The organism is Pandoraea norimbergensis (assembly GCF_001465545.3).
GTDB classification, from domain to species: Bacteria; Pseudomonadota; Gammaproteobacteria; order Burkholderiales; family Burkholderiaceae; genus Pandoraea; species Pandoraea norimbergensis.
The window spans coordinates 5778756-5796001 of sequence record NZ_CP013480.3; the positions used below are offsets into that span (position 1 = coordinate 5778756).

Below are 17246 nucleotides of genomic sequence, written 5' to 3' on the forward strand. Positions count from 1 at the left end.
ACACGCACTGACATACAGAAAATCAAGCGGCGCAGCGGTCTCTCACGAGGTGCTGCGCCGTTTTTGCGACTGGACAGTCAATTCCCCGGTGGAATCGAACGGTCGGCCGGACAGGCCGGGCAGCCTCAGTCAGCTTGCAGCGTCACCGTCTCGCCGGCTTGCTGCGACGCGAAACGCGAGAGCGCCTCGAACAGCTCGGCGTCGTCACGGGTGTCGCGCCATTCGTCACCCTTCAGGCGATAGTGGTAGCCGCCCGAGCGCGCCGCCACCCAGATTTCGCTCATCGGCGTTTGCAGATTCACGATGATCTTGCTGCCGTCGTCGAACTCGAGCGTCAGCACGTTGCCCGTGCGCTCGCAATCGATGTCCACGTCGCTGTCTTCGACAGCCGCCTCCACCCGCGCCAGCACAGCCTCGGCGAGCGCCAGGAATTCACTTTCCGTCATGCTAAACTCCACGGTTTGCGTCATCGATTGCATGCCGCACCACGCGGCGATACCCCCATGACAGCACCTATTCGAACCTGCGCGATTGTAGCCTCGATTGCCCTGCTGAGCGTATTAGCCAGCTGCGGCCAAGCCGGGCCCCTTTATTTGCCGGCTCGGCCGATCAAGCCGACTGCGCCGCCGGGTGCACCGCTGCCCCCGCCGCCGCTCGTGCCTGAGCCGCAGCGCGGTCCGTCGGTCGAAGTGCCGCCAGCAGCGTCGCTGCCCGCCGCCAAACCGGAGTAAGCTTGTCGGCACCGTTGTCGGGCACCTGACACCCGACAACGAACCCGACGGCCAGCGCTCCGGATTGCCGGACAAGCGCTTCCTACCTGTTTATATTGCGCGCCACGGCGCGTGCCCTTGCCGATTACCCGAGTTTCCGCGATGTCCAACGCCTTCTTCTCTTACCGCGACGACGTACTCCATGCCGAGGGCGTGGCCCTGCCCGTACTCGCCGAGCGTTTCGGTACGCCTTTGTACGTGTATTCGAAGGCGGCTCTGACGTCCGCCTATCAGGCTTACGCCAAGGCTTGCGAAGGGCGTAACGCGGCAGTTCATTACGCGGCCAAGGCCAACTCGAATCTGGCCGTACTCGGCGTGTTCGCCAAGCTGGGTGCTGGGTTTGACATCGTCTCGGCCGGTGAACTGGCACGCGTGATTGCCGCCGGCGGTGACGCCGGCCGCGTGGTCTTCTCCGGTGTGGGCAAGCACGCCGACGAAATGCGTTATGCGCTCGACAAGGACGTGTTCTGCTTCAACGTCGAATCGCGCCCCGAGCTCGACCGTCTGAACGAAGTGGCCGCCCAGATGAACAAGCGCGCGCGCGTGTCGCTGCGCGTGAATCCGAACGTAGACGCCAAGACGCACCCGTATATTTCTACCGGCCTGCGCGGCAACAAGTTCGGCGTGGCTTACGAAGAAGCGTTCGACGCTTACCGTGCCGCTGCGGCAATGTCGCATCTCGACGTGGTCGGCATCGATTGCCACATCGGCTCGCAAATCACGGAGATTTCGCCGTACCTCGACGCCATCGACAAGCTCCTCGATCTGGTCGAAAAGCTCGATGATGCCGGGATCTCGCTGCATCACATCGATGTGGGCGGCGGCCTCGGCATTCAGTACACAGATGAAACGCCGCCGGACATCACCGCGTTTGCCACCACGGTCATCGACCACATTGCCAAGCGCGGCCATGCGCATCGTCAGGTGCTGTTCGAGCCGGGCCGCTCGCTGGTCGGCAACGCTGGCGTACTGCTCACGCGCGTGGAATTCCTCAAGCACGGTGAGACCAAGAACTTCGCCATCGTCGACGCGGCCATGAACGATCTCGCCCGCCCGGCCATGTACGAGGCTTATCACGGCATCGATCCGGTGACGCGTCATGCAGCCGACGTGGTGACGTACGACGTGGTGGGCCCGGTGTGCGAAAGCGGCGACTGGCTCGGCCGTGACCGCGCGCTGGCCATTGCGCCGGACGATCTGCTGGCGATTCGCTCGGCCGGCGCGTACGGCTTCACGATGAGCTCGAACTACAACACGCGTCCGCGTGCGGCAGAAGTCATGGTCGATGGCGTCGATGTCCACCTCGTGCGCGAGCGCGAAACGGTCGAATCGCTGTTCGCCGGTGAACGTCTGCTGCCGGCCTGAAGTTGCCTCAGCCAGCCTGAGCGGACCGATCCGCCGGTTTGCCAACGCCCACACTTACGGGCCGGCAAACCAAAGCGCCGCCCAATAAAAAAGCCGCCTGCGCACATTGCGCGGCGGCTTTTTTACTTCACGTATCGATCGGCCGTGTACTGCGACTGCTGGCCGTATCGACACGTGGATGACGCGTCAGAGCTGTCCGTAGCTGTGCAGCCCCGACAGGAACATGTTCACACCGAGGAACGCGAACGTCGTGATCAGCAGGCCGGTCAGCGACCACCATGCAGCCACCACGCCACGCAGCCCCTTCATCAGGCGCATGTGCAGCCACGCCGCGTAGTTCAGCCACACGATCAGTGCCCAGGTTTCCTTCGGGTCCCAGCTCCAGTAACCACCCCACGCGTCGGCCGCCCACAGCGCGCCGAGAATCGTGGCAATCGTGAAGAACGCGAAGCCCACGGCAATCGCCTTGTACATCACGTCGTCGAGCAGTTCGAGGGACGGCAGGCGTGACGAGAAGAAACCACTGTCGATCGCCTTGCCCGCGGCAACGTTACGCTTTTGTTCGCCGGACTTGAGCAGATACGCCACCGCCACCATCGCCGCCAGCGCAAACGTGCCGTAGCCGATGAAGTTGGCCGGTACGTGGATCTTCATCCACCAGCTTTGCAGCGCAGGCACGAGCGGCTGAATCTCGTAGGCACTGCGTGCCACGCTGTACCAGAGATTGAAGCCCACTGCGGCGCTGATGACCAACAGCACGAACGGGCCGAGGGCGCGCGTCGCATAGTGTTGCTCGTAGTACAGGTAGAACAGCGACGTGATCAGGCAGAAGAGGACGAACACCTCATACAGGTTCGAGATCGGAATGTGCCCGACGTCGGCCCCCACCAGATACGACTCGTACCAGCGCACCATCATGCCGGTGAACCCGAGCAACACCGCCGCCCAGCACAGTGCCGACCCGACACTCGCGCCGAACGGCGAGCGCGCCAGCAGGCCGCCCCAGTAGAACAGTGTCGCCAGGAAGAACAGCGCGCTCATCCAGAGGATGGCCGACTGGCTCGAGAGGAAATACTTCAGGAAGAACGCCTGATCGGCACGGGCCAGATCGTGGTGATAGAGCCCGATGCCGGAGAGTGCAAGAATCGCGATACCCGCCATCAGCCAGCGCACCGAGCGCCAGTGCCAACCCAATACCGCGAAGGTCGGCACCGAGAGCACCAGAATCGTGTGCTCGTAGTAATCCATAAAATGGCCGTAGCGATTGAGCGCGAAGCCCGCCCCAATCGCCAGCGCCAGTGCGAACAGCCAGTCACCGATACTGCGCCGGCGCAGCCACGAGACGTCTGAATAGCCTTGCGATAACTCCATGTCTCTCACCTTCATCGTTTTGTGACGATCGCGTCCAACTCCGCCTTCGTGCGGGCGAATTCCTTGTCGAAATCCAGCGTACGACGTGTCGTCGACGCTGCCATCATGACCGAGCTGCCGCCGTCGGGGGTGTCTTTCACCCACAGCCAGAGACGTCGTTCACGTACGTAAAACATCGAGAAGATACCGAGTACCAGCAGCAGACTGCCAAGATACACGATCTTCTTGCCGGGCGAGCGCGTGAGCTGGAAGACGCTCGCCTGGATCTGATCGAATGAGTCGAGTTGCAGGAACACCGGCGCGTCGTACAGGAAGTTGTCCGACAGTGCGTTGGTTGCCGTGTGCACAAAACGCTCGTTGTCCGGCGTCGGCGTCGCCGCCGGTTGACCGGCTTGCTCGCGCGCGACCTGCCAGAGTTGCCAGATCGTGCCGTCGAGAATGCGTCGGAACATGTCGGCCGCACTCGATTGCTGCTCCTGCGGCACCTTCTCGCTCACGAACTCGGCAATCGCTTGCAACCCGCCCGTCGCGTGGCCATTCGCGCTGGCCGGAATGGCCCCGGCGAACAGGTCGAGCTCACGCTTGGCGCTTTCCTGCAATTGACCACGCAGCTCAGCAGACGTCTGCGAAGGCAGCGATTGGGCAGCGAAGCGGCGCGCAGCTTCGACCCGGGCCCCGTCATCCTGAAGCGCTGCGCGCAGCAGCATCCATTGTTTGACGGAGCCGTCGTCGTCGGCCGGAATGCGCAAGTACTGGAACGGGCCGTCCGGGGTGTCGCGCACGCCCGTCATGAACACGCGCTGGCCGTCTTCCACCAGAATCGGCAGCATGTAGTTGCGGTATTCCTTCGCCTGCCCGCTGCGATCGCGCACCTTGTACTGCACCGACGGACCGACGTTGCGCAAGTCTTTGTTCAGATCGGTTTTCGCGCCCGAACCCAGTTGTGCACTCAGGTCGTCGCGGAACGATTTACGGGCCACGCCGCGAACATCTTGCTGCCCACTGCCATTGCTGATGTTCTCGACGTTGATCGCGCGGAAATCGCTGAACTCGACCGTGTATTCGTCTTTGGCTGCGGCGGCGCCCTTCAACTGCGTGGAGCCGCCGATGTCGCCCGAAAAGGCGAACGTCTTGTCAGACGCGCCACGCATGGGGTAACCGGTGAGCTTGAGCTTGCTGCCGCCATCTTCGAAGCTCGACTGATAGATCGCGACGCCCTTGTAGATGAACGGCTCATTGACCTTCACCGTGGCATCCATCGACTTGCCGGTCTCCGGGTCGGTCACCACGATGTCGCTCGCGAAGAGCTTGGGCATGCCCGTCGAGTAATAGTCGACGTGGAATTTCTTCAACTCGATGGAGAAGGGCAGGTCCTGCACAACCGAGCCGTCCTGAAAATTCAGAATCGCGGTCGTCGACTTGCCGCCTTCGGGCACGAATGCATAGCCGCGGAACGCGGGGTTGCTCGACGACAGGCGGTGCTCCTCGGGAATCTGTGCGATGACCGCGTTGCCTTGCAGCGGCGACTTGCCGAACAGCGCCATCTGCATGCGCGTGAGCAGATCGCTGTCGACCAGGCCGCCGAGGCAGATGATCACGATGGCACTGTGCGCGAAGATGTAGCCGATCTTGTTGATGGCGCCGGCCTTCGCCGCGACCAGCGTCGCCCCGTCGCGATCTCGCACAACGAAACGGTAGCCGCGACGCCCCAGAAAACCCGTCAATCGCGGCAGCAGCTCGGCGCGTGGCGTCGGGCCGGAGAACTCACCCTTGTGACCGAAGGCGCGCAGGCTGCCTTCACGCACGTGGTCGCGCCAGCTGCGGATGTCCGCGATCATCTTCGGCGCGTTGCGGACGACGCACAGCGTCGTCGATGCCATCAGGAAGAAGAGGATCAGCAGAAACCACCACGAGCTGTAGACCTTATAAAGGCCGAGCGAGCGGAAAACGTCGGCCCAGAACGGGCCGAACTGATTGACGTAGTTGGGGTAGGGGTCGCCTTGCTTGAGCACGGTGCCAACAATGCTGGCGATCGCGAGCACGGTGAGCAGGCTGATGGCAAAACGCATCGAACTGACCAGTTCGACACCGTCGCGCACCCATCGCTGCGCGCTTTTGATCTGCATTCCCGAAGTACTGATGCTCATCCTGTTTCCGGCAACAAAAAAGGGCGGGAGCGCGTTTTTCACGCGCCCGCCACCCTGTGTATGCTAAACCAGTTCTATCCCGTCACCCTGCGGCGACGGAGCTGGTTTCGTTATAAGTCAGCGAATATACCCCGACGTTCACACGATGTCAGAGTAGACCTTACCGATCAGCGCAAACCGGCGATGTAATCCGCGACTGCCTTGATTTCCTTGTCCGACAGTCGCGACGCAACGGCATGCATCGGCGCGTTGTTCAGACGCGTTTCGTCGCGGAAGGCCACGAGTTGTGCAGCGGTGTAATCGGCCCACTGGCCGCCGAGGCGCGGGTATTGCGACGGCATGCCGGCACCGGCCGGACCGTGGCAGGCAGCGCAGGCGGGCACGCCCTTCTCTGCAATACCCCCACGGAAAATCTTTTCGCCCAGCGGCACGGTGTCCTTGTTGCGCGCAGCGCCCGGTTTCTCGGTTTGCGACGCGAAATAAGCGGACACGTTGCGCATATCCTGATCGGACAACGCAGCGACCATACCGGCCATGATGGGATTGTTGCGCGCCGGTGTCTTGCCGGGCTGCGCCTTGAAGTCGGTCAGTTGCTTGTAGAGGTATTCAGCGTGCTGGCCGGCGATTTTCGGATAAGCACCACCGGTGCTGTTACCGTCCGCCGCGTGGCACGATGCGCAGACCTGACTGGCAATCGCCTGTCCCCGGTTCAAGTCTGGTTTGGCAGGCGCCTGAGGCTCGGCGGCTTGTCCTGCGCCGCTCAGTAGAAAGCATGCCAGCGCCAATGGTGTTGCAGCGAGAGACTTCCACACTCCTCGGTTCATTCGCACACCTTATATCTGTTTTGTCGGGAAATCGGTCGTTCGAACTCACCGTCCGGCGCCGTGTTTCTCCTCCAACCTCACGGCGTGCGAGACGTTCGGACAAGCCTTGGCAAGGCCAAGGTTAACTTTCGTATTGTACAATAAAGTCTTTCCCCGACTTTAGGGGATTCCATGTAGAAGGCCGCAGAGCGGGGCTTCCCGGGCTTTGGCCGGCAGCGCCCCAACTCATCGTTCTGCGCCCCCTGCGCCCGCGTTGCCAGCCCATCCCCTGTGGCTGCGGCGCTCCCCGGTTCCTGTCATGTCCCTACTTCATCAAGCCCGCTTCTTTACGACCGTCAATCATCTGCGCGATCTGCCGCCCACGGCAGTGCCCGAGGTCGCCTTCGCGGGTCGCTCGAACGCGGGCAAATCCAGCGCGCTGAACATCCTGTGCAACCAGAAGCGGCTGGCCTTCTCCAGTAAGACGCCGGGCCGCACGCAGCACATCAACTACTTCGAGATTGCCCACCTCGAGCATCTCTACGGCTATCTCGTCGATCTGCCCGGCTACGGCTACGCCGAAGTGGGTGGCGGCGTGAAAGTGCACTGGCAACAACTGCTTGGCGATTATCTGGTGCAACGTCCGCAACTGCGTGGACTAGTGCTGGTGATGGACTCGCGTCGACCGTTCACCGAACTCGATTGCGAACTGATCGACTGGTTCCTGCCGACCGGGCGCCCGATTCACGTGCTGCTGACCAAAGCCGACAAGCTCACCCGTCAGGAAGCCACGGTCGTCCTGCGCGACACCCAGAAGCGTCTGAATGCCCTTCAACGCACCGACGGTCTCCCGGCAGACGATCCCAACACGCTGCCCCAGTTCACCGCGCAGCTGTTCTCATCGCTCAAGCGCACAGGCGTCGAAGCCGCGCAACGCGTGCTCGAAGACTGGCTCGCCATTCCGCCGCGCGAATCCGCGAAGAAATGAGCGTGTCTCAGTAATTTCGCCGTCCAGCACGATTCGACACCCCGCCACCAAAACCCAAAGGTAGATGACGCACGCGCCCGCCGGGCGCGACATATCGTCGCGGTCAACGGCGTGGTCGTTTGGGTCAACGTGAAGAAAATCAGGACGGCGGCCGCTGCCTCAACCGAACGGATGAGGGGCACGTGAAGATATCGGGATTGACCGAAATGCCTGTACGCGCCCGATTTCCGGGGCGTTGGATGCAGTCATTGGTGCGATAAAGCGAGCGCACATAAAAAAACCGCCGTGTAGGCACGGCGGGTTTAAATGAGCCTTATCGTAGAACGACAGGCGCCCGCTCAGGGAGGAGAAGCGGGGGACGCCACACACAGTGCGAACATCCGGTTGGTATGATATACCATGCGTCCGAAAGTTTCCCGGCAAGCGGCCTTTTTTGCGCGCTTTCCTCCTTACGGAATCGTTGAGCCGATCGCAACGGCAACGCCTTTTCGGGACGTCTTCACCCGACGAATCACGGAATTTTCAGACGCGCTATTCCCCGTCCAAAGGACCGATCGCATGAGTTCCTATCCCCTGCTTCGCCCGCGCCGCATGCGACGCGATGACTTCTCACGCCGCCTGATGCGTGAAAACCACCTGACCTGTGACGACCTGATCTATCCGGTGTTCGTGCTCGACGGTCAGAATCGCCGCGAGGCTGTCGACTCGATGCCCGGCGTCGAGCGCGTCTCGGTCGATGAATTGCTGCGTGTGGCCGATACGTGCGTCACGCTCGGCGTGCCCGTCATTGCGCTGTTCCCGAATATCGACGCGTCGTTCAAGACGCCTGACGGCATCGAAGCGACCAACCCCGAAGGTCTGATCCCACGCGCCGTGCGCGAGATCAAACGCAACTTCCCCGATCTCGGCGTGCTCACTGATGTGGCCCTTGATCCGTACACCAGCCACGGTCAGGACGGCGTGCTCGATGAGAACGGCTACGTCATCAACGACGTGACGACCGCGATCCTCGTTAAGCAGGCCCTCACGCAGGCAGAAGCCGGCGTGGACATCGTTGCACCGTCCGACATGATGGACGGCCGCATCGGCGCCATCCGCGAAGCCCTCGAATCCGCCGGATATATTCACACGCGCATCATGGCTTACGCGGCCAAGTACGCGTCGGCGTTCTACGGCCCGTTCCGCGACGCCGTCGGTTCGGCATCGAACCTCGGCAAGGGCAACAAGATGACCTACCAGATGGACCCTGCCAATTCGGATGAAGCGCTGCGTGAAGTGGCCCTCGACATCGAAGAAGGCGCGGACATGGTCATGGTCAAGCCCGGCATGCCGTACCTCGATATCGTGCGCCGCGTGAAGGATGAGTTCCGCTACCCGACGTATGCCTATCAGGTCAGCGGCGAATACGCGATGTTGAAGGCCGCAGCTCAGAACGGCTGGCTAGATCACGACAAGGTAATGATGGAATCGCTGCTCGCCTTCAAGCGCGCAGGGGCCGATGGCATCCTGACCTACTTCGCACTCGATGCCGCACGCCTGATTCGCGCGCAAGCCTGAGTTGAGAAAACTTGAGCAGGCTTGAGGAAACACCGGCCACCGGTTGTGCGCATCCGCTCAAGTTCTCGCAGATGAAACACAAACAGCTAGTCCATCATCGGGCTAGCTGTTTGTTTTTGTAGCGGCGGAACAACCACCTTCGAGGTATTCAACGCAGCAGAGTCAACTTCGCAACCCCACCCCGTAATACCGTCAGGCGGCCGGACCGTACGCCTTATCGAGACTGCGCAGGAATTGATCGGCCGATTGCGCACCAATCACGCGTGAGCCTGCCACCTCAGCACCTTTGCCATCGAAGAAGATGATCCCGGGCGGACCGAACAATGCGAAGCGCTTGAGCAATGCCTGATCGTCGGCATTGTTTGCCGTAACGTCGGCTTGCACGAGCACCATCTGATCAAGGCGCGCCTTCACACGTGGATCGGTAAACACAAACCGCTCCATCTCCTTGCAACTGATGCACCAGTCGGCGTAGAAATCGAACATGACCGGCCGTCCTGCTGCGGCAACGACCTGATCAAGTTCAGCAACACTTCGCACGCGCTGAAATTTCACACCTTCGGCGGCCTGTGCGCCCGCACTGGCACTCCCCGACGCAACCGTCGACAAACCGGCCAGCGGAGCGAGCGGGTCGCGGGCGCCTGCGGCAGCGCCCACCAATGCCACGGCCCCGAGCAGCGCAACAGCAACGCCGAGTCCTTTGAGCAAACGTCGCGCACCGCTCACACCATCGGGCAGGGTATCGAAGACGCGCATGAAGGTCGCAGCCACCAGCAACAACACGCCCCACCCGAGCAGCAAGACTTGCGTCGACAGCAGCGGGCGCACGATCCACAGCGCGACACCCAGCAGCAGGAAACCGAAGAACCGCTTCACGCCATCCATCCATGCCCCGGCGCGCGGCAGCAACGTGCCTCCGCCGCCCGCCAGAATCACGAGCGGCAAGCCCATGCCCAACGACAGGGCGAAGAGCGTGGCGCCACCGAAGACGGCATCTCCGGTCTTGGCGATGAAGGCAAGCGCAGCCGCGAGCGGTGCTGTCACACAAGGGCTAACGATCAGGCCAGACAGAATACCCATCATGGCGGCACCCACCCATTGCCCCGATTTCTGCTTGCGGGCGGCGTCGTCGATTCGCTCACGCAGCGCCGTCGGCAATTGGATCTCGTACATGCCGAACATCGACAGCGACAAAATCACCATCAGCAACGCAAACAGGGCGAGCACCCAAGGTGCCTGGAGAAACGCGATGAGGCCTTGCCCGAGCAATCCCGCCGCCACACCAATCACGGTGTTCACGATGGCCATACCGAGCACGTAGGCGATCGCCAGGCGCACTGCCTTGCCGCGACTGGCCTCCTGACCTGCGACGATCGACAACAGGATAGGTACCATCGGCAAGACACACGGCGTAAAGGCCAGACCCACGCCCAGTGCAAAGAAGATGCCCAACGCCAGCAAGAAACTGCCGCCAGAGAGAATGCGCTCGGCTTCGCTGTAATCGTCACGTGCCGAGAGCCAGCCGCCACCCGAGCCACTGGGAGCGGTCGCAGTTACGTCGGCAGCAACTGTCGCGGGCTTGGCCCCAAGTAGCGCCTGTGTGGCGGGTCCGGCGGCAGATTGCGACGACATCGACGATGCCCCTGCACCGCCAGAGCTACCAACGGCTGACGAGATCTTGAACGGCTTGTCCATCGGCGGGTAGCACAACCCCTTGTCCGCACAGCCCTGCATCGTCACGGTCAGCGTGAACGGAGCTGTAGCGCCCTCGACAGGAATCCGGACGTCGATGGGCTCGTGATAGACCTCCATGTCCTTGCCGAAGGTCTCGTCATGCTTGACCTCACCCTTCGGGAATTCGGGGGTGCCGAGTTTGATGGCCGGGTTATCGGCAGCGAACGCAAAACGTTCGCGATAGAGGTAGTAGCCTTTGGCAACTTCAAAACGCAGCAGCACTGCACCGGGTTGCTCGGACTTTGACACCTTGAATGCCACATCCGGGTCGAGAAAATCGTCTGCGGCGTGGGCGCGTCCGACGCCGATTGTCATCAGTAGCAACGCTGCGCAAAGCCACGCAAAGGCCCAGAACGGGAGCCTCCTTTGGCCGCCGATCATCGATTCAAACATGCAACTTCCCCCGAGTCTCATCCTCAACCCAGCGCGCGTACGCGGGTAACGACGCCGTCGCGGGCCACGCCACGATTTCCGGCACGTCGTAAGGATGGTGTTCCTTGATGAACTGCTCAAGCGCCGTGTAGCGCGCGGCGCTCGTCTTGATCATGAGTGGCACTTCAACACTCGTCTCGCGCTTGCCTTGCCAACGATAACTCGAGCGCACCGGAGCCATCTGCTGCACACAAGCCGCCAACTGCGCAGCCAGCATGCCGTCGATAGCTGCCTCGGCGCTGGCCTCGTCGGGAAACGTCGTCATGACGATAAGAAGGGCATCCATAGTGTGCAATAGACCGGTCAAACGTAGCGATTGTTCACTGTACACCGGCCGCAAGCAAGCTGCGCAGGCGGGCCGTTATTCCGGAGATATCTGCCGCAGGCTTCGGACAACACCTCAAATGAAAAAAGCCAGGTCAATGACCTGGCTTCTCTCTTACGGCTCACGGTACCCGAAGGTCCGTTGCGCAAGTCACTTACTCAGCAACTTCCGGCGCTTCCGTATCAACTTCCGGACGGTCCAGCAGTTCGACGAACGCCATCGGAGCGTTATCGCCAACACGGAAACCCATCTTCAGGATACGCAGGTAGCCACCCGGACGGGTTGCAAAGCGCGGGCCGAGCACGTTGAACAGCTTCGACACCGAGTCACGATCACGCAGGCGGTTGAAAGCCAGGCGGCGGTTAGCCAGCGAGTCCTTCTTACCCAGGGTGATGAGGGGCTCGACGACCTTACGCAGTTCCTTGGCCTTCGGCAGCGTGGTCTTGATCGCTTCGTGTTCGATCAGCGAGTTCGACATGTTACGGAGCATTGCCAGACGGTGGCTGCTCGTACGATTCAGTTTACGCAAACCATGACGGTGACGCATTTCAACTTTCCTTTAAACAGAGTTTTTCGACCAAGCTCTTCTATCGGCGACTATCACCGCGGGCCGGTGTCGTTACAAACGGCCGTATCGGATCGCTCCGACGCACCGCACTTTTGTTGCAACACGGCCGCCCGAAGGCGGCCATGTCTTCACAACTTACTTCTCGAGACCAGCCGGCGGCCAGTTTTCGAGCTTCATACCCAGCGTGAGACCACGCGAGGCCAGCACTTCCTTGATCTCGTTGAGCGACTTGCGACCCAGATTCGGGGTCTTGAGCAATTCGTTCTCGGTACGTTGGATCAGGTCGCCGATGTAGTAGATGTTTTCGGCCTTCAGGCAGTTGGCCGAACGCACCGTCAACTCGAGATCGTCCACCGGACGCAGCAAGATCGGATCGATCTGCGGCGCACGCGACGGCGCTTCGCTGGCGGCTTCCGTGCCTTCCAGCGCAGCGAACACCGACAGCTGGTCGACGAGGATGCGAGCCGATTGACGGATCGCTTCTTCCGGCGACACAACACCGTTGGTTTCGATGTTCATCACGAGCTTGTCCAGGTCGGTACGCTGTTCCACACGGGCCGATTCGACCGCGTAGCTCACACGCTTGACCGGCGAGAACGACGCGTCGAGGACGATACGACCAATCACCTTGGCCGAATCATCGCCATAACGGCGCACGTTACCCGGGACATAACCACGACCCTTTTCAATCTTGATCTGGACGTCGAGCTTACCGCCCTTGGCCAGATGTGCAATCACGTGATCGGGGTTGATCAGTTCGACGTCGTGCGGCAGTTCGATATCCGAAGCACGCACCACACCTTCACCATCCTTGCGCAGCGTAACGGTGACTTCGTCACGGTTATGCAGCTTGAACACAACACCCTTCAGGTTCAGCAGGAAGTTGACAACATCTTCCTGAACGCCGTCGATGGTGGAGTATTCATGCACGACGCCAGCGATCGTCACTTCGGTCGGCGCATAGCCGAGCATCGACGACAACAGCACGCGGCGCAGCGCATTGCCCAAGGTGTGGCCGTAACCACGTTCGAACGGCTCCATCACAACTTTGGCGTGATGCTCACCGACTTCTTCAACCTCGATGATCTTGGGCTTCAATAAACTGTTTTGCATAGGTTTCCTTTTCAATACCCTCGGCTCGTTACACCGATAAGGCTGATGGGTGACAAACCTGCACGGAACGCAAACGCGCCGTGAGGCGCGTCAGCGTTTGGATTAACGCGAATACAATTCGACGATCAGGCTTTCGTTGATGTCGCCCGCGATATCGCTACGTTCCGGCAGTGCCTTGAAAGTGCCTTCCATCTTCTTGGCGTCAACCGAAACCCAGATCGGGAAACCGACTTGTTCTGCCAGCGTCAGCGATTCTTGAATACGCACTTGCTTCTTGGCCTTTTCGCGCACGGTGATCACATCACCCGGCTTGACCTTGATCGACGGGATGTTGGCGACAACACCGTTCAGCACGACGGCCTTGTGGCCAACCAGCTGGCGCGCTTCAGCGCGCGTCGAACCAAAACCCATGCGATAGACGACGTTGTCCAGACGCGACTCGAGCACTTGCAGCAGGTTTTCACCCGTGTTGCCCTTCAGACGATCGGCTTCCGCGAAATAACGACGGAACTGACGCTCGAGCACGCCGTAAATACGCTTGACCTTCTGCTTTTCGCGCAGTTGGTTGCCGTAGTCGGACGTACGAGCACCCGAGGTGCGGCCATGCTGACCCGGCTTGCTATCCAGCTTGCACTTGTCGGCGAGCGAGCGACGTGCGCTCTTCAGGAAGAGGTCAGTACCTTCACGACGGGAGAGTTTGGCCTTCGGGCCGATATAACGTGCCACGGTTGTTCCTTTATCTCAAAATTTGACGCAGCGGCGCCTTGTCCACTACGCAAGTCCGGTACCAATGTACCGGACGGTGGTCTTAGAAATTGCTTCGCGCACGGCCGAGACCGTGCGCGAACCCGCGATTATAGCAGGATTTTCTAAAGCGTCTTAGATACGACGACGCTTCGGCGGGCGGCAGCCGTTGTGCGGGACCGGCGTCACGTCCGAAATGGCCGTGATCTTGATACCCAGCGCATTCAGTGCACGAACCGCGGATTCGCGACCCGGGCCCGGGCCCTTGATGCGAACTTCCAGGTTCTTCACGCCGTATTCCAGTGCCACGCGGCCAGCCGACTCAGCAGCAACCTGGGCAGCAAACGGGGTCGATTTACGCGAACCCTTGAAGCCCTGGCCACCCGAAGTCGCCCATGCCAGTGCGTTGCCCTGACGATCGGTGATCGTGATGATGGTGTTGTTGAACGAAGCGTGGACGTGCACGACGCCTTCAGCAACGCTCTTCTTAACCTTCTTGCGAACGCGCTGTGAAGCGGCGTTGTTCTGTTGCTTAGCCATGAGTTTCCTATCCTCTGGTTACTTCTTCAGCGAGACGCCGGCCTTACGCGGGCCCTTGCGGGTACGCGCATTGGTACGGGTGCGCTGGCCGCGGACCGGCAGGCCCTTGCGGTGACGCAGACCACGATAGCAGCCCAAGTCCATCAGGCGCTTGATGCTCATGGTCACTTCACGGCGCAGGTCGCCTTCAACCGTCAGCTGACCGACTTGGTCACGCAGCTTTTCGAGATCGTTGTCGTCGAGGTCCTTGACCTTCTTCGAGAACGGCACACCAGCGGCTTCGCAAATCTGGCGAGCGCGCGTGCGACCGACACCGTAAATAGCCGTCAGGCCGATTTCCGTGTGCTGGTGGTTCGGGATGTTAACCCCTGCAATACGAGCCATTCGTAATTCCCCAACTAAATAGCGTTAAAGGCCGATTAGCCCTGACGTTGCTTGTGGCGTTGATCCGTGCTGCAAATCACGCGCACTACGCCTTTGCGCTTCACAATCTTGCAATTGCGGCACAGACACTTAACAGATGCCAAAACTTTCATGACAATTCCCTCTCTCTAATCACTTCGCCCGGAAGACGATCCGCGCACGCGACAGATCGTAGGGCGTCAACTCAACCGTCACCTTATCTCCGGGAAGGATGCGGATGTAATGCATCCGCATCTTGCCGGAAATGTGTCCGAGTACTACATGGCCATTTTCCAGTTTCACCCGGAAGGTGGCATTGGGGAGGTTTTCAAGGACCTCACCCTGCATTTGAATAACGTCGTCTTTCGACATGATCCCAGATGATCAGCGAAGCGTCATGTTATTGCCGCCCTTGAAATTCGCCTTACGGAGCAGCGACTCATACTGTTGCGACATCACATACGACTGCACTTGCGCCATGAAATCCATCGTGACCACGACGATGATCAGCAGTGACGTTCCGCCAAAATAAAACGGGACGTTCCAGCGCAACACCAGGAACTCGGGCAGCAGACACACCAGGGTGACATAAGCTGCACCGGCCAGCGTCAGACGCGTCAAGATCTTGTCGATGTACCGTGCCGTCTGGTCGCCCGGACGGATACCCGGCACAAACGCGCCGCTCTTCTTCAGGTTCTCGGCTGTTTCTTTGCTGTTGAACACCAGTGCGGTGTAGAAGAAGCAGAAAAACACGATTGCCAAAGCGTAGAGCATCACGTAGATCGGCTGACCCGGCGACAACTTGGCCGCGATGTCCTTGAGCCAACGCGTATTGTCACCTGCGCCGAACCAGTTCGCGATCGTTGCCGGGAACAGGATGATCGACGACGCAAAGATCGGCGGAATCACACCAGCCATATTCAGCTTGAGCGGCAGGTGCGATGCTTGACCACCGTACACCTTGTTGCCCACCTGACGTTTGGCGTAATTCACCAGAATCTTGCGCTGACCCCGTTCCACAAACACGACGAAGAACGTCACGAGCACAACGAGCGCACAGATCACGATCGCCGAGAACGGACCAATCGAACCCGTACCGACAAGCTCAAACAGGCCGCCCACAGCATTCGGCAAACCGGCCGCGATACCACCAAAGATGATGATCGAAATACCGTTACCGAGGCCGCGTTCAGTGATCTGCTCACCGAGCCACATCAGGAACATCGTGCCGGTTACGAGCGTGATCACCGTCGTCAGGCGGAACATCATGCCTGGATCAACGACGAGTCCCGGCTCGCTTTCCAACGTCACCGCGATTGCAGCTGCCTGGAAGAGCGCAAGCACCACCGTGAAATACCGGGTGTACTGCGTGATCTTGCGTTGGCCGGCTTGGCCTTCCTTACGCAAGGCTTCCAATTGTGGCGAAACCATCGCCAGCAACTGCATGATGATCGACGCCGAGATGTACGGCATGATCCCGAGCGCGAAGATCGTGAAACGCGACAACGCACCGCCCGAGAACATGTTGAACATGCCCAGGATCCCGCCCGACTGGCGCTGGAACAGCTGCGCCAGCTGATCGGGGTCGATGCCCGGCACCGGGATATGCGCACCAATACGGTAGACGATCAACGCCAGCAGCAGGAAAACCAGCCGCCGGCGCAGATCCGCATACTTCGGGCCCTGCGTACCAGGCTTAGCGAGATTAGGAGACTTGGCCAATGATGGCTCCGGGATGTCCTAACTTACTCTGCGACCGAACCGCCAGCCGCCTGAATTGCCGTGAGCGCACCCTTGGTGACGCCCAGACCCTTCACAACGACCTTGCGGGTGATCTCGCCAGCGGCGATGATCTTGGCCGACAACGACAGCTCGCTCACCAGACCGGCCTGCTTCAGAACCAACAGATCGATTTCGTCGACCGGCAGGTTGTTCAGGTCCGACAGGCGAACTTCGCCCACGAAACGACGCGTCAGCGACTTGAAGCCACGCTTCGGCAGACGACGTTGCAGCGGCATTTGACCGCCTTCGAAGCCCACCTTGTGGAAGCCGCCCGAACGCGACTTCTGACCCTTGTGACCACGGCCGGCGGTTTTACCCAGACCCGAACCGATGCCACGGCCAACGCGGCGCTTGGCGTGTTTAGCGCCTTCTGCCGGCTTAATCGAATTCAATTCCATTTTGCCCTCGCTCAGTCGACGATCTTCACAAGGTACGAGACCTTGTTGATCATGCCCCGCACAGCGGGCGTGTCCTGCAACTCATACGTCGAATTGAGGCGACGCAGGCCGAGACCGCGAACGGTTGCACGATGTTCTTCGCGCGTACCGATCAGGCTCTTGACCAGCTTGACTTTCACAGTTTGTTGCTGCGACATATTGATCACC

At 60.4% G+C, this 17246-nt stretch carries 20 protein-coding genes; 4 read left to right on the forward strand and 16 right to left on the reverse strand.

Going from position 1 to position 17246, the window contains the following annotated elements; genetic code table 11:
* Positions 1 to 125: 125 nt before the first annotated feature.
* Positions 126 to 446, reverse strand: coding sequence for an iron donor protein CyaY (gene cyaY / locus AT302_RS25295; protein ID WP_058379944.1), 321 nt, complete (start codon positions 444 to 446; stop codon positions 126 to 128).
* Positions 447 to 503: 57 nt separating this feature from the next.
* Here cyaY and lptM point away from each other — a divergent pair, with 57 nt between their 5' ends.
* Positions 504 to 731, forward strand: coding sequence for an LPS translocon maturation chaperone LptM (gene lptM / locus AT302_RS28460; RefSeq protein ID WP_407668809.1), 228 nt, complete (start codon positions 504 to 506; stop codon positions 729 to 731).
* Between the two features lie 141 nt (positions 732 to 872).
* Positions 873 to 2135 carry a diaminopimelate decarboxylase gene (lysA, locus tag AT302_RS25300; RefSeq protein ID WP_058376360.1) on the forward strand — a complete coding sequence of 421 codons (1263 nt, stop codon included), beginning with the start codon at positions 873 to 875 and terminating at the stop codon, positions 2133 to 2135.
* A 186-nt stretch (positions 2136 to 2321) separates the two neighbouring features.
* Here the strand turns inward: lysA and ccsB are convergent, their stop codons facing one another.
* The 3 genes from ccsB to AT302_RS25315 all read right to left on the reverse strand — a co-directional run bounded on the left by ccsB (position 2322) and on the right by AT302_RS25315 (position 6477).
* Entirely contained in the window at positions 2322 to 3506 is a 1185-nt protein-coding gene (gene ccsB, locus AT302_RS25305) for a c-type cytochrome biogenesis protein CcsB (protein ID WP_087721623.1), read from the reverse strand.
* Positions 3507 to 3517: 11 nt separating this feature from the next.
* Entirely contained in the window at positions 3518 to 5653 is a 2136-nt protein-coding gene (locus tag AT302_RS25310) for a cytochrome c biogenesis protein ResB (protein ID WP_058376362.1), read from the reverse strand.
* 167 nt (positions 5654 to 5820) lie between these two features.
* Positions 5821 to 6477, reverse strand: a complete 657-nt coding sequence (locus tag AT302_RS25315; RefSeq protein ID WP_058376363.1) for a c-type cytochrome — start codon at positions 6475 to 6477, stop codon at positions 5821 to 5823.
* 298 nt (positions 6478 to 6775) lie between these two features.
* Between AT302_RS25315 and yihA the strand changes: the two genes are divergently transcribed.
* Positions 6776 to 7444 carry a ribosome biogenesis GTP-binding protein YihA/YsxC gene (gene yihA / locus AT302_RS25320; RefSeq protein ID WP_058376364.1) on the forward strand — a complete coding sequence of 223 codons (669 nt, stop codon included), beginning with the start codon at positions 6776 to 6778 and terminating at the stop codon, positions 7442 to 7444.
* A 558-nt stretch (positions 7445 to 8002) separates the two neighbouring features.
* On the forward strand, positions 8003 to 9001 hold the full coding sequence (gene hemB, locus AT302_RS25325) for a porphobilinogen synthase (protein ID WP_058376365.1): 999 nt from the start codon (positions 8003 to 8005) through the stop codon (positions 8999 to 9001).
* 192 nt (positions 9002 to 9193) lie between these two features.
* Here hemB and dsbD read toward each other — a convergent pair whose 3' ends face one another.
* The 12 genes from dsbD to rpmD form a co-directional block, all read right to left on the reverse strand.
* The gene (dsbD, locus tag AT302_RS25330; RefSeq protein ID WP_058379945.1) at positions 9194 to 11050 is read right to left on the reverse strand and encodes a protein-disulfide reductase DsbD; all 1857 of its coding nucleotides are present in this window, start codon (positions 11048 to 11050) and stop codon (positions 9194 to 9196) included.
* Positions 11051 to 11120: 70 nt separating this feature from the next.
* A complete protein-coding gene (cutA, locus tag AT302_RS25335) occupies positions 11121 to 11453 on the reverse strand; it encodes a divalent-cation tolerance protein CutA (protein ID WP_058376366.1) in 333 nt (110 codons plus the stop codon).
* 193 nt (positions 11454 to 11646) lie between these two features.
* Positions 11647 to 12039: a 50S ribosomal protein L17 gene (gene rplQ / locus AT302_RS25340; protein WP_058376367.1), complete on the reverse strand. Its 393-nt coding sequence runs from the start codon at positions 12037 to 12039 to the stop codon at positions 11647 to 11649.
* Between the two features lie 156 nt (positions 12040 to 12195).
* Positions 12196 to 13173, reverse strand: a complete 978-nt coding sequence (locus AT302_RS25345) for a DNA-directed RNA polymerase subunit alpha (protein ID WP_058376368.1) — start codon at positions 13171 to 13173, stop codon at positions 12196 to 12198.
* 102 nt (positions 13174 to 13275) lie between these two features.
* Positions 13276 to 13899, reverse strand: coding sequence for a 30S ribosomal protein S4 (rpsD, locus tag AT302_RS25350; protein WP_058376369.1), 624 nt, complete (start codon positions 13897 to 13899; stop codon positions 13276 to 13278).
* A 153-nt stretch (positions 13900 to 14052) separates the two neighbouring features.
* Positions 14053 to 14457: a 30S ribosomal protein S11 gene (gene rpsK / locus AT302_RS25355; protein WP_010804113.1), complete on the reverse strand. Its 405-nt coding sequence runs from the start codon at positions 14455 to 14457 to the stop codon at positions 14053 to 14055.
* 18 nt (positions 14458 to 14475) lie between these two features.
* Positions 14476 to 14841 carry a 30S ribosomal protein S13 gene (rpsM, locus tag AT302_RS25360; protein WP_058376370.1) on the reverse strand — a complete coding sequence of 122 codons (366 nt, stop codon included), beginning with the start codon at positions 14839 to 14841 and terminating at the stop codon, positions 14476 to 14478.
* A gap of 35 nt (positions 14842 to 14876) precedes the next feature.
* Positions 14877 to 14993, reverse strand: coding sequence for a 50S ribosomal protein L36 (gene rpmJ / locus AT302_RS27435; protein ID WP_084656468.1), 117 nt, complete (start codon positions 14991 to 14993; stop codon positions 14877 to 14879).
* A gap of 19 nt (positions 14994 to 15012) precedes the next feature.
* Positions 15013 to 15231, reverse strand: a complete 219-nt coding sequence (infA, locus tag AT302_RS25365) for a translation initiation factor IF-1 (RefSeq protein WP_010804116.1) — start codon at positions 15229 to 15231, stop codon at positions 15013 to 15015.
* Between the two features lie 12 nt (positions 15232 to 15243).
* A complete protein-coding gene (gene secY, locus AT302_RS25370) occupies positions 15244 to 16581 on the reverse strand; it encodes a preprotein translocase subunit SecY (protein ID WP_058376371.1) in 1338 nt (445 codons plus the stop codon).
* Between the two features lie 23 nt (positions 16582 to 16604).
* Positions 16605 to 17039 (reverse strand): 50S ribosomal protein L15, encoded by a 435-nt coding sequence (rplO, locus tag AT302_RS25375; RefSeq protein WP_039393709.1) that lies wholly within the window; start codon positions 17037 to 17039, stop codon positions 16605 to 16607.
* 11 nt (positions 17040 to 17050) lie between these two features.
* A complete protein-coding gene (gene rpmD, locus AT302_RS25380; protein ID WP_058379946.1) occupies positions 17051 to 17236 on the reverse strand; it encodes a 50S ribosomal protein L30 in 186 nt (61 codons plus the stop codon).
* Positions 17237 to 17246 lie beyond the last annotated feature (10 nt).

Excerpts from the sequence above, each read along its gene's own strand:
- cyaY (WP_058379944.1), bottom strand. The coding sequence starts at position 446 with ATGACGGAAAGTGAATTCCTGGCGCTCGCCGAGGCTGTGCTGGCGCGG.
- lptM (WP_407668809.1), top strand. The coding sequence starts at position 504 with ATGACAGCACCTATTCGAACCTGCGCGATTGTAGCCTCGATTGCCCTG.
- lysA (WP_058376360.1), top strand. The coding sequence starts at position 873 with ATGTCCAACGCCTTCTTCTCTTACCGCGACGACGTACTCCATGCCGAG.
- ccsB (WP_087721623.1), bottom strand. The coding sequence starts at position 3,506 with ATGGAGTTATCGCAAGGCTATTCAGACGTCTCGTGGCTGCGCCGGCGC.
- AT302_RS25310 (WP_058376362.1), bottom strand. The coding sequence starts at position 5,653 with ATGAGCATCAGTACTTCGGGAATGCAGATCAAAAGCGCGCAGCGATGG.
- AT302_RS25315 (WP_058376363.1), bottom strand. The coding sequence starts at position 6,477 with ATGAACCGAGGAGTGTGGAAGTCTCTCGCTGCAACACCATTGGCGCTG.
- yihA (WP_058376364.1), top strand. The coding sequence starts at position 6,776 with ATGTCCCTACTTCATCAAGCCCGCTTCTTTACGACCGTCAATCATCTG.
- hemB (WP_058376365.1), top strand. The coding sequence starts at position 8,003 with ATGAGTTCCTATCCCCTGCTTCGCCCGCGCCGCATGCGACGCGATGAC.
- dsbD (WP_058379945.1), bottom strand. The coding sequence starts at position 11,050 with ATGACAATCGGCGTCGGACGCGCCCACGCCGCAGACGATTTTCTCGAC.
- cutA (WP_058376366.1), bottom strand. The coding sequence starts at position 11,453 with ATGGATGCCCTTCTTATCGTCATGACGACGTTTCCCGACGAGGCCAGC.
- rplQ (WP_058376367.1), bottom strand. The coding sequence starts at position 12,039 with ATGCGTCACCGTCATGGTTTGCGTAAACTGAATCGTACGAGCAGCCAC.
- AT302_RS25345 (WP_058376368.1), bottom strand. The coding sequence starts at position 13,173 with ATGCAAAACAGTTTATTGAAGCCCAAGATCATCGAGGTTGAAGAAGTC.
- rpsK (WP_010804113.1), bottom strand. The coding sequence starts at position 14,457 with ATGGCTAAGCAACAGAACAACGCCGCTTCACAGCGCGTTCGCAAGAAG.
- rpsM (WP_058376370.1), bottom strand. The coding sequence starts at position 14,841 with ATGGCTCGTATTGCAGGGGTTAACATCCCGAACCACCAGCACACGGAA.
- rpmJ (WP_084656468.1), bottom strand. The coding sequence starts at position 14,993 with ATGAAAGTTTTGGCATCTGTTAAGTGTCTGTGCCGCAATTGCAAGATT.
- infA (WP_010804116.1), bottom strand. The coding sequence starts at position 15,231 with ATGTCGAAAGACGACGTTATTCAAATGCAGGGTGAGGTCCTTGAAAAC.
- rplO (WP_039393709.1), bottom strand. The coding sequence starts at position 17,039 with ATGGAATTGAATTCGATTAAGCCGGCAGAAGGCGCTAAACACGCCAAG.
- rpmD (WP_058379946.1), bottom strand. The coding sequence starts at position 17,236 with ATGTCGCAGCAACAAACTGTGAAAGTCAAGCTGGTCAAGAGCCTGATC.